Annotated in this window: 11 protein-coding genes; 7 read left to right on the forward strand and 4 right to left on the reverse strand. The window is 64.8% G+C overall.

Translation table 11 applies throughout. The annotated features are described in order from the left end of the window. Positions 1–75 precede the first annotated feature (75 nt). The 5 genes from J8I34_RS10060 to J8I34_RS10080 all read left to right on the forward strand — a co-directional run bounded on the left by J8I34_RS10060 (position 76) and on the right by J8I34_RS10080 (position 8,134). Complete coding sequence (locus J8I34_RS10060) at positions 76–2,511, forward strand: polysaccharide biosynthesis tyrosine autokinase (protein ID WP_029045130.1); 2,436 nt, start codon at positions 76–78, stop codon at positions 2,509–2,511. A gap of 430 nt (positions 2,512–2,941) precedes the next feature. Beyond that, entirely contained in the window at positions 2,942–3,193 is a 252-nt protein-coding gene (locus J8I34_RS10065) for an acyl carrier protein (protein WP_029045129.1), read from the forward strand. Continuing rightward, the gene (locus tag J8I34_RS10070; protein ID WP_029045128.1) at positions 3,190–4,389 is read left to right on the forward strand and encodes an acyl-CoA dehydrogenase family protein; all 1,200 of its coding nucleotides are present in this window, start codon (positions 3,190–3,192) and stop codon (positions 4,387–4,389) included. The genes J8I34_RS10065 and J8I34_RS10070 overlap by 4 nt, the downstream gene beginning before the upstream one ends. A 10-nt stretch (positions 4,390–4,399) precedes the next feature. Then, complete coding sequence (locus J8I34_RS10075; protein WP_209805950.1) at positions 4,400–5,404, forward strand: amino acid--[acyl-carrier-protein] ligase; 1,005 nt, start codon at positions 4,400–4,402, stop codon at positions 5,402–5,404. Positions 5,405–5,542: 138 nt separating this feature from the next. Continuing rightward, positions 5,543–8,134: a beta-mannosidase gene (locus J8I34_RS10080; protein WP_209805951.1), complete on the forward strand. Its 2,592-nt coding sequence runs from the start codon at positions 5,543–5,545 to the stop codon at positions 8,132–8,134. A 119-nt stretch (positions 8,135–8,253) separates the two neighbouring features. Here the strand turns inward: J8I34_RS10080 and J8I34_RS10085 are convergent, their stop codons facing one another. Next, on the reverse strand, positions 8,254–9,261 hold the full coding sequence (locus J8I34_RS10085; RefSeq protein WP_209805952.1) for a DUF1839 family protein: 1,008 nt from the start codon (positions 9,259–9,261) through the stop codon (positions 8,254–8,256). Positions 9,262–9,762: 501 nt separating this feature from the next. Here J8I34_RS10085 and J8I34_RS10090 point away from each other — a divergent pair. Further along, positions 9,763–10,380 (forward strand): sugar transferase, encoded by a 618-nt coding sequence (locus J8I34_RS10090; protein WP_209772785.1) that lies wholly within the window; start codon positions 9,763–9,765, stop codon positions 10,378–10,380. 72 nt (positions 10,381–10,452) lie between these two features. Continuing rightward, complete coding sequence (locus tag J8I34_RS10095) at positions 10,453–11,178, forward strand: hypothetical protein (RefSeq protein ID WP_209805953.1); 726 nt, start codon at positions 10,453–10,455, stop codon at positions 11,176–11,178. A gap of 21 nt (positions 11,179–11,199) precedes the next feature. On the opposite strand, the gene J8I34_RS10100 is transcribed toward J8I34_RS10095, so the two are convergent. From J8I34_RS10100 to J8I34_RS10110, 3 genes are all read right to left on the reverse strand, one after another. Further along, a complete protein-coding gene (locus J8I34_RS10100) occupies positions 11,200–11,868 on the reverse strand; it encodes an acetyltransferase (RefSeq protein WP_029045122.1) in 669 nt (222 codons plus the stop codon). Between the two features lie 87 nt (positions 11,869–11,955). Further along, complete coding sequence (locus J8I34_RS10105) at positions 11,956–14,178, reverse strand: polysaccharide biosynthesis tyrosine autokinase (RefSeq protein ID WP_209772772.1); 2,223 nt, start codon at positions 14,176–14,178, stop codon at positions 11,956–11,958. After that, positions 14,175–14,639 (reverse strand): low molecular weight protein-tyrosine-phosphatase, encoded by a 465-nt coding sequence (locus tag J8I34_RS10110; protein WP_035876751.1) that lies wholly within the window; start codon positions 14,637–14,639, stop codon positions 14,175–14,177. Before J8I34_RS10110 ends, J8I34_RS10105 begins: the two co-directional genes overlap by 4 nt.

Below are 14,639 nucleotides of genomic sequence, written 5' to 3' on the forward strand. Positions count from 1 at the left end.
GCTGCCCCTGGCGGCATGCGGCTGACCACGCGCGGCGCAGGACGCCGCGCTGATCCCATTTGAGGAGCGGTACCCGTGAGCAGACTGTCATATGCCGGCGCACCGGCGGAAGGTGCGGCCCCCCGGCGCGAAGCTCAGCCCGCCGGCACGCGCCAGGCGCGCGCACTGATGGACCACATGGGCTGGATCGTTGCCGCGGGCGTTGCCGGCGCCGGCGTCGGCGCGCTGGTGGCGCTGTCCGAGCCGCCGCAATACCGCGCGCAGGCGCTGGTGCAGGTGGAGGGGCGCGACGGCGGCGTGCGCAGCGTCGCGCAGACGCAGGGCGCTGCCGGCTTCGACGCGGGGCTGCTCAAGAGCCGCGCCGTGGTGGGGCCAGTGGTGGAGCGCCTGCGCCTGGATATCACCGCGCAGCCGTTGCGCGCGCCGCTGGTGGGCGCGCTGCTGGACCGCTTCTCCACGCCCGGCCACGTGCGCGGGACCTGGCCCGCAAGCCAGGGCTATGCCTGGGGCGGCGAACGCCTGGTGGTCGACACCATGAGCGTGCCCGAAGACCTGGTGGACCATCCCCTGCTGTTCGAGGCACGCCGCGACGGCGCTTACCGGCTCTTCGATCAGGACGTGCTGCTGCTCGAGGGCCGTGTCGGCGAGACCGCCAGCGGCAACGGCATTACGCTGCGCGTGGACCGCATCGAGGCCGCGCCTGGCACGCGCTTCGTGCTGACACGTCACGATCTCGCGCGCACCGCCGAGGCCGTGCGCAGGGGCCTGCAGGTTGAGAGCGAAGGCGCGCAGATGTCCGCGAGTCCCGGCGGCGCACCGGCGCAGCCGGGCGGCACGGTGCGCGTGGGCTGGCAGTATGCGGACCGGCAGCTTGCCGCCGAGCTGGTCAACGGCGTCACGCGCGCCTATATCGACGGACAGACCACCAAGCGCCGCGAGGACGCCGCCGGCACGCTGGCCTTCCTGTCCAACGAACTTCCGCGCGTGCAGGCCGAGCTCACGCGCGCGGAAGAGGCGCTGACGCGTTACCGCGCGCGCACCGGCTCGCTGGCGCCCAGCCGCGATGCGCAATCGTTCCTGAACAACAGCATGGAGTACCAGCGCCAGATCGCCGCGCTGCGGCTGGAGCGCACGCGGCTGCTGCAGCGCTTCACCACCGAGGCCAATGAAGTGCGCACGGTCGACAGCCAGATCCAGCAGATGACGCGCGAGCGTGCCGAGATCGATGCGCGCATGCAAAGCCTGTCGGCCTCCGAGCGCGAATCGGTGGCGCTGACGCGCGACGTCAAGGTGGCCGAGGACATGTACATGACCCTGCGCACCAAGGTCGAGCAGCTGTCGCTGATGCTGTCCGACAGCTCCAGCCAGCTGCGCGTGATCGACGCGGCGATCGCGCCGGTGACGCCGGTCGGGATCGGCACGTGGCCGTTCGCTTCCGTGGGCGCGCTGCTCGGGCTGTGCCTGGGCGTGGCTGGCGTCAACCTGCGCCAGCGCCTGCGCCCGTCGGTGGCCAGCGCCGCCGATGCCGAAGAGCGGCTTGGCATGGCCATGCTCGGCGACATCGCCTTCAGCAACGAGCAGTCCGAGCTCGAGCGCCAGATCGAAACCAAGCGCCGCCTGGGCATCGCCGCGGGCTTCGCGCTGCCGACCGAGGCGCGCCTGGGCTGGCCCGAGCCGGGCACAGAGGTGATCGATGCCGCCACCGCGGCCGCGCCGGAGGACGAGCACGCGCGCGCCGAACGGCTGCTGCGCCAGGGCTTGCACGACCAGTACCTGCTGGCGCGGCGCGCGCCGCATTCTCTGGCGGTGGAGGGGCTGCGCACCTTGCGCGCGGCGCTGCACTTCGCGCTGCGCGATGCGCCCAATTGCGTGGTGGCGGTCACCAGCCCGGCCAGCAGCGCGGGCAAGACCTTTACCGCGGTCAACCTCGCGGTGCTGTTTGCCGAGGCCGGCCAGCGCGTGCTGCTGATCGACGCCGACCTGCGCCGCGGCCGCGTGGCGGACTGGTTCGACCAGCCGGTCGAGCCGGGCCTGGCCGAAGTGCTGGCCGGGCGCGCCGCGATCGCCGATGCAGTCAGGCCGAGCGTGGTCAGCGGCCTGTTCCTGCTCAACCGCGGCGCGGCGCCGGCGAATCCGTCCGAACTGTTGATGCTGCCGGCGCTGGCGGAAACGCTGCGGCTGTGCGCGGGCCGCTTCGACCTGGTGCTGGTCGACACGCCGCCGGTGCTGGCCGTGGCCGATGCCACGCTGGTGGCGAACCTGGCGGGCTCCACGCTGGTGGTGGTGCGCGCGGACGTGACGGCGGCGGGCCAGGTCGACGACACCCTCAAGCGCCTGGCGCATGCCAATGCGCGGCTGGCGGGCGGGATCCTGAACGGGGTCATGCCACGGCGCAGCAACCGGTCGGACTTCAATACCATCAATCCCTATCTGGGCATGCCCTTGCCCAAGGCGGAAGCGAAGCGCCCGGCATTGACCAGGCAAGTCATCAATGGAGCGGAGAAAGCCTGAAGCCGGCGCTCCGATCGCGGGACGTGCCAATTTTCTGCGCAACAAACGCACGAGCGCATGCAGTGATGCGGGGAAAGCGTTACGCAGAAACGGGTACGCCCGCACGCGTGACGGCGCTCGATCGGTGCCGCCTACGGGCGGAGCTGCCCCCTTGGACAGGGCGCATCGCCTCGTCTGGTAGCGCTGTTGCAAGAAGACCTGACAGGGCCCTCGCCCCCGGGCCTGGATGTCGCGTCGTGCTTTCCCGCGCGAAGACCACGCATTGCCCTGGCAACGCCAGGTGGGGCTTCTCCGCCCGGAACGCGCCGTGCCAGGGCCTTGCAGGCGTCCCGGCACTCGCAGCCCATTCGTACGGAAGCGTACCGATTCGAGCCCGAAGTCCGGGCTAAATAGCCCAACACCATGCTTTTCCTAAATCTGGAGCCCCAGCATGAGAGCAGCCATACGTACCATTCTGTCGGAAGTGGCTCGTCTGAACGTGCCAGTTGAATCTCTGGATGACCACGCCGATCTGTATGAAGCGGGACTGTCATCGCTGGCGACCGTGCATGTCATGATCGCGATCGAGAACGCCTTCGGCATCGAAATCCCCGATCGCATGCTGACCCGCCAGCTGTTCCGCAGCATCGGCGCACTGGCTACGGCAGCCGAGCAACTCAAGAATGAGCAGGAGGCTGCGTGAGTCCCGCCCTTGCCAGCGTTGAGCTGACACATCCGCGCGCCGGGATTGCAGATGCTGCGCACTGGATGGCGGCGGCGAGGCTGGTCGCCGCAGAAGCCGCACGGCATGCAGACCAGATCGACCGGGATGCAAGCTTTCCCTGTCAGGCCTTCACGGTATTGCGCGAGCACAAACTGCTGGGTGCGATGGTACCGATTGACCTTGGCGGTGGTGGCGCGCCGCTCGAGGCGATCGCGGCAGTTTGCCGCGTGCTCGGCGCTGCCTGCGCTTCGACGGGCATGATATACGCCATGCACCAGATCCAGGTAGCATGCCTGGTCAACCATGCCGGCAACAGTGCATGGCACGCGCAACTGCTGCAACGGCTTGGCGGCGAACAGTTGCTGCTCGCATCGGCCACCTCCGAAGAGGCTATTGGCGGTGCCTTGCGCAACAGCGGATGCGCGGTCAACGTCGACAACGACAACCTGCATTTGCTGAAGATGGCGCCAACCATCTCCTATGGTGCCCACGCTGACGGAATTCTCGTGACGGCACGTCGGCACCCCGATGCCGCGCCCACGGACCAGGTCATGGTGAGCGTTCTGAAGCCGGACTACACGCTGGAAAACCTCTCCGCATGGGACACCCTGGGCATGCGGGGCACGTGCAGCAACGGCTTCCGGCTCGAAGCGCGCGGCCATACCGATCAGATCCTGCCGGTGCCGTTTGGCGAGATTGCCGACGTTACGATGACCCCCGTGTCGCATATCCTGTGGTCTGCCGTGTGGACAGGCATCGCGGCGGACGCGGTCCAGCGTGCCAAGGCACTGTTCCAGGGCCAGGCCCGTGCCCGACCCGGCACGCTGCCGCCATCGGCTACGCGCGTGGCTGAGGCCGTGGCCATCATCCAGATGCTTGATGGCCGCCTGGAGCTGGCGCTGAGCCACCAGCGCCAGCGGCACGCAAGGCAGGGCGTGTCGGCGATGTTCAGCCTGGCGGCGGAAATGAATGGTCTCAAGACCAGCGTGTCGGCGCTGGCGCTCGAGGCAGTCCAGATCGCGATGCTGGTGTGCGGCATGGCGGGCTACAAGCATGGCACGCCGTTCAGCCTGGGACGCCACCTTCGGGATCTGTGGTCAGCGCCCCTAATGATCAACAACGATCGCATCCTGACCAACACCGCCAACCTGCTGCTGGCGGACCGGACTGCCTGAGGATCCGAACATGGACGACACCAGCCACACTTGCACAGCCGACGAAAACGCATCTCCTGTCGCGGATGATCATTTTCTCCACGCCGTACCGGTGAAGGATCCGGACCTCGGCCGTCGTGCCTACCGGCAGGCGCTCATCGATGCCCGTGTGCTCTTCCCGACCAAGGTCGATGGCATTTATGGCCGCAGCGCGCTGTTCGAAGGCATCGCCGATGGATTGAACCTCGCCATCAGCAAGCTCGGAGCCGACCAGCATGCGGAAGTGATGCGATTTCCTCCCGCGATGCCGCGCGAGGATTTCGAGGCGAGCGAATACCTCAAGAGTTTTCCGCAACTGGCGGGGACGGTGCATTGCTTCTGTGGCGGCGAACGGGAACATCACCGTCTGCTCGCCCGTGTGGAACACGGTGAGGAGTGGGCCGAGCAGCAGCGACCGACCGAAGTGGTGCTGGCACCCGCGGCGTGCTATCCGGTCTATCCGGTAGTGGCCGACCGCGGGCCGATGCCCCGTGGCGGCCTCGTGGTCGACGTGCTGACGTATTGCTTCCGCCATGAGCCTTCCATCGATCCCGCACGCATGCAGATGTTCCGCCAGCGCGAGTACGTGCGGCTCGGGACTGCCGAGCAGATTGTCGAATTCCGCCAGATATGGATGGAGCGTGGCCAGAATCTGGCCAGCATGCTCGGGTTGCCGCACGAAGTGGATATTGCAAACGATCCGTTCTTCGGTCGTGGTGGCAAGATCGTCGCGGACAGTCAGCGTGAACTCAAACTGAAGTTTGAACTGCTGGTGCCGATCAACGATGGCGCGCCACCGACCGCTTGCATGAGTTTCAACTACCACATGGATCATTTCGCCCATGCGTGGCCGCTGCGCACTGATGACGGGGCGCTGGCGCATACCGGCTGCGTGGGCTTCGGCATCGAGCGCCTGACGCTGGCTTTGCTGCGCCATCACGGCTTCGAACTGGCGCGCTGGCCGCAACGCGTGCGCGACGTGCTCGGAGGCATCTAGTCTGACGCCGCGAGGATCCAATCGGAACCGCGCAGCATGCTGCCGGCCGATGCCGCTGGAGCCATTCTGTGAGGCAGTCGGCTGTGCTCCGCCAGGCTGGCATTTCGGCCCTGGCGGGTTACGAGATGAAGGCAGTCCATGAAGTCCCAAGGCTACCCGGACACAAACGCTTCGATGCCCGATCTGGAGTCATTTCCTGACGTCCGATCGGGCATCCCCATTGGCAATGCCGCGCTCGGTGGCGAGTGGACGTGGATACAGACGGACGCCGGTGCAGCCGACAGTCCGGCGGGCCTGGATGGCACGGCGGGCTGGCTGCCAGCCCCGGTTCCTGGCACGGTGGCCAGCGCGCTGCGCGCCGCCGGGCGCTGGGACGATTCCGCGCCGCCGCCACTGCACCTGCATGACCATTGGTATCGAGTGAGCTTTGCCGGCCGGGGCAGGCAGGTGCTGCGCTTTAACGGACTCGCCACAGTGGCCGAAGCCTGGCTCAACGGAAAACTCGTGCTGAGTGTTCAGCATATGTTCGCCGCGCACGAGGTCGAGGTCGACCTGGACGGAGACAACCTGCTGTATCTCTGTTTTCGGGCGCTGCATCCATGGTTGCGCAAGCGGCGTGGCGCCGTGCGCTGGAAGCCCAGAATGATCGCGCCCCCGACCCTGCGTACGGTCCGCACGACCCTGCTTGGCCATATGCCGGGCTGGTGCCCGCCGGTGCATGCGGTGGGGCCCTGGCGTTCCGTAGAGTTGCTCGATCCGGCAAGCGACGACATTCTCCACGGCGTGCGTGCTGACGTGTCGGCGGAAATGCCGGAAGGACACGGCGTCGTCTCGCTGCGCCTGCATTCCCCGGGGGCAGCGCCGGCCTCGGGGTCGTTCGAGGCAACAGACGGTGAGGGTTGCAGCTATCCCGGCACGCTGTCGCGCATTGACAGGCACACCCTTGCGGGCACGCTACGGGTCGAACGTCCGAAGGTATGGTGGCCTCATACGCACGGCGAGCCACACCTCTACCGTGTCGATGCAACCGTCGACGGGCGCGCCATCGAATGCGGTCGGGTCGGTTTTCGCACGGTATCGCTCGACGGTGCGAGCGCATCGGACTCGTCCGGGTCTTCCAGGTTGTCGGAGCCGTTTGCGCTGTGCATCAATGGCGAGCGGCTGTTTTGCCGCGGGGCCTGCATTTCCAGCATCGATTTGCCTGGCCTCGCAGACACTGATGAAGCATCCCGGTATTGGCTGACGCTTGCGCGCGACGGCGGCATGAACATGGTGCGCATCAGCGGTGTCACGTGCTATCCGGGTGAAGCCTTTTATCGGGTTTGCGACGAACTGGGCCTGCTGGTCTGGCAGGATTTCATGTTCGCCAACTTCGACTATGGCAGCATCGGACCCGGCGTTGGCCTTACCGATGACTTCAAGCGCGAAGTCACCGGGTGGCTGACTTCGACCCGGGCGCATCCAAGCATTGCAGTGCTTTGCGGCGGTAGCGAGGCGGAGCAGCAGGCGGCAATGCTGGGTACCTCGCGTGGCGAATGGAAGCAACCGCTGTTCGAGGAGTTGATCCCGGGCCTGGTTGCCGCGTATCGCCCGGACGTGGTCTATGTCAGCAATTCGCCAACCGGAGGTGCCTGGCCGTTCCAGCCGGACAGCGGTGTCTGCCACTATTACGGTGTGGGGGCCTACGAACGCCCGTTGACGGATGCGCGGCTGGCGCAGGTCCGCTTCGCCTCCGAATGCCTGGCCTTTGCCAATGTTCCCGGTGATCGGACGCTGACAGAGCACGGACTGTCGCTGCCGCTGCATTCCCCGCGCTGGAAAGCCACGGTGCCGCGCGACGCGGGGGCACCGTGGGATTTCGAAGATGTCCGCGATCACTATTTGCGCGCCTTGTACGAGGTGGATCCGCCGCGCTTGCGGTATGAGCAGCCCCAACGCTACCTGATGCTGTCGCGGGCGGTGACGGCGGAGGTGATGACCGAAGTCTTCAGCGAATGGCGACGAGTGGGTTCGGGTTGTTCCGGCGGCCTGATCTGGCAGCTGCAAGACCTGACGCCTGGCGCAGGCTGGGGTATTGTCGATGCCTGCGGGCGCCCCAAGTCGGCATGGCATGCGCTACGCCAGGTCTGGCAACCAGTGCAGGTGCTGATTACCGATGAGGGGCTCAACGGACTGCACCTGCACGTGCTGAACGAAATGCCGCAACCACGCTCGCTGCTGCTGGTCCTGCGCTGCCTGCGTGACGGCGCGATGGTGGTGGCTGAAGCCCGGCACAGCCTGTGGCTGCCGGCGCGCGGATCGGAGCGTATCGAGGCGTCCGCACTGCTGGATCGCTTCTTTGACTTCACATATGCCTATCGCTTCGGCCCGCCGACGCATGACGTGGTACTGGCGACGTTGCTTGCCGGCGACAGCGGCGAGCCACTGAGCCAGGCCGTGTACCTGCCCGACCGCCGTGCCGCCGCGCTCAAGGAGCCTGGGTTGCGGGCGCAGCTTGAGCAGGTTGGCGACGAGTGGTGGCTGACGGTGTCAGCAGAGCGCTTCGCGCGCTGGGTGCACATCGAAGACGTTGCCTACCAGGCTTCGGAGAACTGGTTCCACCTTGCGCCGGCAAGCAGCCGGCGAGTTCGGCTCGTGCACCAGGGCAAGGGCGCGGCGCATGCTGTTCCCGTTCCCTCAGGCGAAATCTACGCTGTGAATGCAGACCATCCGCTTGGCTATGATGGTTAGCGTCGTCTGCCGATCACGTCCTGGTGTCGGCTCGGACGCGCACCGCGGGGTACTCCGGTGGCCCGGTGCCGCCCGCAAGCGGTTGTAAGCGCCGTTCCTGGGGCGGCCCGCGTGCTGGCTCAACCGAAAGCCGATAGCAGTCCCGCCATGGCCTTGTCATGGCAGGACTCCAGGCTATCCAGGCAGTCGGCGCAGAGGTCGGCGCGCCGGCGTGCCACCGCCCGCGCCAGTCGGAACTGCAATACCTTGCTCTCGGTTGCGATGGTGTGTGCGTCGTCCGCGACGGCCAGGGGCGTTTCGTGCCCATGCTCGCTTAGCCAGTACAACCAGTGATGCAGCATCTCGAAGTTGGCGCCCAGCTGGCGCGGGAAGTTGAAGGTGTACAGGTGAAAATAGGCTTCTTCCCGCGCCAGCAAGGCGTCCATGTGCTTGCCAAACACCTGTCGCCAGCGACCTACCGGATTGCCTGCAGGGCGTCTGGCGAGGTGGTATCGCATCAGTGCCACCGAAGCATCGACCAACGCGGACGACTCGAGCGGAGGCCGCACCCGTTTTGCATATTCAGCATAGGGGAACAGGATATTTGCGTTGCCTGCGAGCTCGGGCAAGAGCCGCATCAGGCCGCGATAGTCCTCGCCCTGCGCGCTGTGGTAGCCCAGGCTGTGGTAGTACCAGACGCGCTCGGCCTGGTTGTCGATACGGTTGATTGCAATCGTGGTCTTGACGTGCTCGCGCCGGTAGGCGGTGGCATGCGTGTCGGGCAGGTAAAAGCTGTCGACTTCGACCAGTGCGGTGTGACCGCGTTCGACCTGCGCCGTGACGTGTGCCTGCAGCGTGTCATAAACGGCCATTTCCTGCACGCTGATCCCATACAGCGTTTCCAGATCCATCTGAGGGTACTTGAAGAAGGTGAAGTGATCGCCTTCAAAGTCTTGTGCAACGGTGAACGCGAGTCCTGCGCGCGGTTCGAGCCCCCAGCCATGCAGCAATTCCACCCACAGGTCGATATAGCAATTGGTTTCCTGCCAGATGGCTTCGGAACCATGCAGAGCGTGGGGATGCGCGGTCGCCGACAGGGTGGTTCCCAGCCCGCCCCCACCTTCGCCGCTTGTCGTCGAGGCTTTCATGTCGGTCCTCTTCACCTTTCATTGTGCTGGCTTGCGTATGGACTTCCGATTCTGGCGAGACGACATCCGCCATTCGGTGCGCTCTCAAACAGACTCGAAGAACTGGTAGAGCAAGCTGAGGAAAAATGGTTGCGGGAGTGCTCCCTGGCGCCGTGGCAGAGCCGGCAGCTGAAGTGTGAGGTAGCCAACGGTGCGAAGGGGCACCGCGGGGCATAGTCACTGCAGGTAATCCTCCGAACTGAGTGCCCGTGGATGGATCGTGGGCCATGGGCAAGGCACCCGAACCAAGAGCATGAAGCAAGAGCTGTCTGCAGTGCGGTCGCTGCGTGCCATCGCGGCGATGGGCGGTGGTCGCCTGTCATTCCGCGGCAATGATCAGGAATTTTTCAATGCTCACCCTTTCCTGGCCGCAGACCGGCCATTCCAGCAGGGGATTCTGCCTGTCAGCGGCGCTCCCTCTGCGCCATGCCCAAACAGGGGCGGTTTCTCGGAGCCATTGTGATGAAGCGCATCTTTGATGTTGTCCTGGCCTTGCTGGGCATGCTGCTGCTTGCCATTCCGCTTCTGCTCCTGATTTGCGTAGTGCGCGTACGTCTGGGCAAACCGGTTTTTTTCCGGCAGGTCCGGCCGGGACTTCATGGCGAACCATTCCACATTCTCAAGTTTCGTACCATGACGGATGCTCGCGGACCGGACGGCGAACTGCTGCCTGATCCGGAACGGCTGACCAAACTTGGGGCGTTTCTTCGCTCCACCAGCCTCGATGAGCTGCCGGAGCTCTGGAATGTACTCAAGGGTGATATGAGTCTGGTTGGGCCGCGGCCGCTATTGATGGAGTACCTGCCGCGCTACTCTCCAGAGCAGATGCGCCGCCACATGGTCCGTCCCGGCATTACCGGACTCGCACAGATCAGTGGACGCAACACGATCAGCTGGGAAGAGAAATTCCGGCTGGACGTCTGGTACGTCGATCATGTTTCGGTGTGGCTGGACATCGTGATCTTGTGGAAGACCGTCATCAAGGTAGTAGCGCGCGAGGGGATCAGCGCCGCGGGAGAGTTCTCTGCCCCTCGCTTCATGGGAAGCAAACGGAGCGCCTCGGATGGCGATATCGCATGATGAACTGGAAGCCGCTGGAGAAATACGCCGGGACGCACGGGTAAGCGACCATTCGACAAGTTGAGGCTCCTGATGCAGCTATCCTGGATGCTGATTGTCCATAGTGGCGGCGCGTCACTGGCGATCCCCCTGGCGGGCCTTGTTGCGCTCCGTCTGGCCTACCTGGGATTGTGGAAGCGCGCGTCTTACTGGCTTGTGTCGCTGGTTGGCGGCGCAGCCGTCATTCTTGCAGGGAAGCTGGCGTTCGAATTCAATGGATGGTCAATGCCATCGGTGAACGTGTACAGCGTAAGCGGGCACGCCATGCTCACTGCATCGGTCTACCCGATGCTGGGCGCGATACTGGGATCGGCATGGGGCAGGCGAACGGCCAGGATCGGCCTGTCTGCCGGTGTACTCGTGGCGGTACTGGTCGCAGTTGCCCTGATCGTCGGACACTATCACACGCTTGCTGAAACCCTGATCGGCATGACTGTCGGACTTGCCGTGGCGTGGATCAATTTGCATCCTTTTTGTCGGCCCGCTCGTCGGCCCGCTCGTCGGCCCGCTCGCCAGCCTGTGCTCCCCGGTCGGACGCCGATGCTTGCGAGGGTGGCGCTTTGCGGGTTCCTGTTGGTCTTTGCGCTGGCAGCGACACGTCCCGTCAAAGGCCGATTGTGGTCACATGGAATGGATTGGTTCGGCGTCACCGAGCGCTATTCAAGGTACATCGATACCGATCCGGTTTCCGGCCAGATCGTGGTGACTGTCGTGAAATGCCGGGTGCCGTCGTACCGCGTATGTTCTGAAACTTTCTGAGCTGGAGCCCCGAGCTGTTCATCACTGATCGCGAATCAGGCGTGAGGTCATCTGGAAACTGCCGCTGGTGATGAACTGCCGGTCCTTGGCGCTGGTCGAAACGCAGGTGTGAGAATCGACAACGCATTCCGCGCCGATGCTCACGCCCGGGAAGAGCGTCGCACGTGTCCCCAGGAAGCACCGCGGTCCGATGGCGGCGTTGCCGTTGAGGACCGCGTGAGGGGAAAGCACGGAGCACGCACCCACCCGGGCACCATGCCCAATTCCGCTGTAGACATTGGCCACCGCTCCGTCCTCCACCACCGCGCCCCGGCTGATGACCGTGAACGGAAAAATCAATGCGCCGACGCCCAGGTGGGAGGAGGGCGAGACGAGGGCCGTACCATGGACATAGATCGGAACCTCGATCCCGATATGCAAGAGCCATGACAGCACGTCTTGCCGTGCCAGGGTGGCACCAATCGCTACCAGCACTGCCTGGCGCGGCGTTGGGCGGAACTGGCGAATCGACCCCAGATGTGGCAGGTCTATGCCCTCCGGAACCTTGTCTGGCGTGTCATCGATGAAGCCCGCTACCGCAGGTCCGCCGCACCGCGCTTCTGCCTGCAGGTAGTCATAGAGTTCCAGCCCAAGTCCGCCTGCGCCGGCGATGACCACGGACGAGACGGTATCCGCATGAACGAGTGGCATGACTTGTTTGCCCTCAGGCGAAGCGGAGTTCGAGTTCAGCGGCCGACGGCTGGACGGAAACTACACCAGCCGCCGCCGTGGTCCCGGCTAAGCCCGCTTGGTCTGTCCATTGCCGTAATCGGCGAGATAGCGATACTTGCCAAAGTAGCTGTGGGCCCGGTACCAGCGGCCCTCGATCAGAAGCCCGTTGAACAGCACGCCCTTGACATCGGCGCCGGCCTGCCGGATCGCGCGTTGCGCCGCAACCAGTTCGCCGGTCGTGGTCTTCTCGGCGCGCGCCACCAGAAACACGGCGCCAGCCTTGCCTGCCAGGATGCCCGCGTCGGCAGCCACAAGCACTGGCGGCGTATCGATCAGCACCAGGTCATAGCGCGCTTTGAGCTGCTCAAGCAGGGAGTCCATGGCGGGGCTCAGCAGCAGATCGATCGCGTGTGGTGGTTGCGAGCCGGTCGGTATGAAGTCCAGGCCGGGCGCCACTTGCCGCTGCAATACCTGCTCCAGCGGCGCGCCCATCAGCAGTTCGGTCAAGCCAGGGCCGCGCTTGACATCAAAGGAACTCTGCAGGCTACCGCGGCGCAGGTCGGCATCGATGAGCACCACGCGGCTTCCGGTGGCGGCAATTGCGGCAAAGTTAGCACAGACAAAGGATTTGCCTACGCCTGGGGCAGGCCCGGTGATCACCACCGTCGGGCTGTTGCTCCCGGCCATGGCGAAACGCAATGCGGTACGGAAGCTGCGCAGACTCTCCACGGTAGGGTCGTCCGGCTGCTGGAGTGCCAGAAGGCCGGCGCCCGGTGACAACTGTGACTGTTGTTTGCTGAAGGGGATGGTCGAGTAGACAGTCATCCCTGTCTGCCGCTCGATCTCGTCCGGGTCGGCCACGCCGCCTTCGAGCGTATGGCGCACGAAGACCACCAGCAGGCCAGCAACCAGGCCCAGGGCGAGCGATAGCCCGGCAATCAGCGCCCGGTCCGGCCGGACCGGCCTGAGCGGCACCTCCGCCGGGTCGACAATCCGCGCCGTTCCTACCTTGCTCGCCTTGATCAGCTTCAGCTGCTGGACCTCGTTCAGCAGGGACTGCAGCAGCTCGGTGCTGACCTTGACGTCGCGCATCAGCCGCACCACGTTCTGTTCCACGTCCGGCAGCTTCTGGATCCGCCCGGACACCCCGTTCAGTTGGGCGGTCAGGCCGGAGATCTGGCTGTCGACGAGTGCGATGGCCGGATGCGTTGAAGTAAAGCGTGCAGCCAGTTCCTGGCGCTTTTGCTGCAACTCTTGCAGCTTGGTCTGGATCTGCACCGACTGACCCAGGATCAGCTTGGACTCCTCGCCGAGGTCGATCGTGCCGCGTTGATTGCGCATCGCGTTATATCGGGTCTCGGCCGTGTCGACCTGCTGCCTGAGCAGCGGCAGCTGTTGCTCGAGAAATGCGAGTGACTTTTCGGCTTCGGCGGCTTTGCGGCGGATGTTCTGGTCAACATAGGCATTGCCGATTTCGTTGAGGATAGCCGCCGTCATGTCAGGCGAGACACCTTCCAGAGACACGCCGATCACGCCGCTATCCTTGCCGCGCTCGCTGATCGTCAGCTTCTCCTGCAAGCGCGCGATGCCCGCAGTGCGCGCCAGCCGACGCAGCACGAACTGGGTACCGGGGCGCCCGTCCAACTGGCTTACCAGCATGGTGACCGCGCCGTTGGCAGTGGTGATCGTCAATGGCGATCCCACTTTGCCGGTAGCCTCGGCATCGTCGCTGGCAAACCGCACCCTGTACTCGTTGTTACCCAGCGCGGTCAGCCGGATCTTGCGTTCCTCCATGGACGCAGGAACGTCGAGCTGGGACACGGTAATCGATTCATGGCCCCACGCAAAGCCACCCCATCCAAACAGCCCAGGGTGCGACAGTTCAGGATTGAAGCTGGCGATTGCCGGGCCGATCAGCGGGAAATAGCGCGGTGCGGCTTCGATATACAGACGCAGGTTGTCGACAGCCTTTCCGACCACCATCCGCGAGCGCAGGAGTTCAATCTCCGCAGAAGCGGCGGGCTTGACATCGGGACCCGGTGAGATAGAGGCTATGAGCTTGCTGACGTGGTTACCACCCGATTCCTCCACTTGCACCGTCAGGTTCGTGCGGTAGACTGGCTTGGCCAGGAAGGCATAGACGAGGCCGACCACGATGACCACTCCGACGACGGACAGGAAGGTCTTTCGATAGCGGGCCAGCAAATCGAGATAGGCGGTGAAGTCCACTGCCGACTGCTGCTCGTCCACGCCAGCGGGGGTTTGATCCCGGGTACTGACCGTTCTCATGATACTTCTCCTTGACCCTCAGTTGGTGCAACCTCTACCAGCCGTGCAGACCACGAAGCAATGCCCTGCTTGATCAGTTCCAGAACGATATAAAACATGCTTGGCGAGCATCCATACGGATCCGGCACATCCGTGGACGTAGATTCGCAAATCCGGTGGGTTTTCCCGCGTGCCAGCGGGAAAACCCGTTCAAGCTCGTCGCGTTGCTCGCTGTCCATCACGAGGATCAGGTCTGCAGCTGCCACAAGTGCGTCATTCACGGCGCGGGCGCGGTGACTGGCAATATCGAGACCCTCGCGCGCAAGCAGCCTGACAGCGCTTGGATCCGCGGGTGCGCCGACCGGCGGAGCGAGTCCGGCCGAAGCTACCTCGCATGCGGGCAGAAGTTGGCTCAGCAGGCAGGCCGCCATGGGGCTGCGACAGACGTTGCCGATGCAAATCACCAGGATCGAGCGAGTCAT

The organism is Cupriavidus phytohabitans, assembly GCF_017815025.1.
In the GTDB taxonomy this organism is placed as follows: Bacteria; Pseudomonadota; Gammaproteobacteria; order Burkholderiales; family Burkholderiaceae; genus Cupriavidus.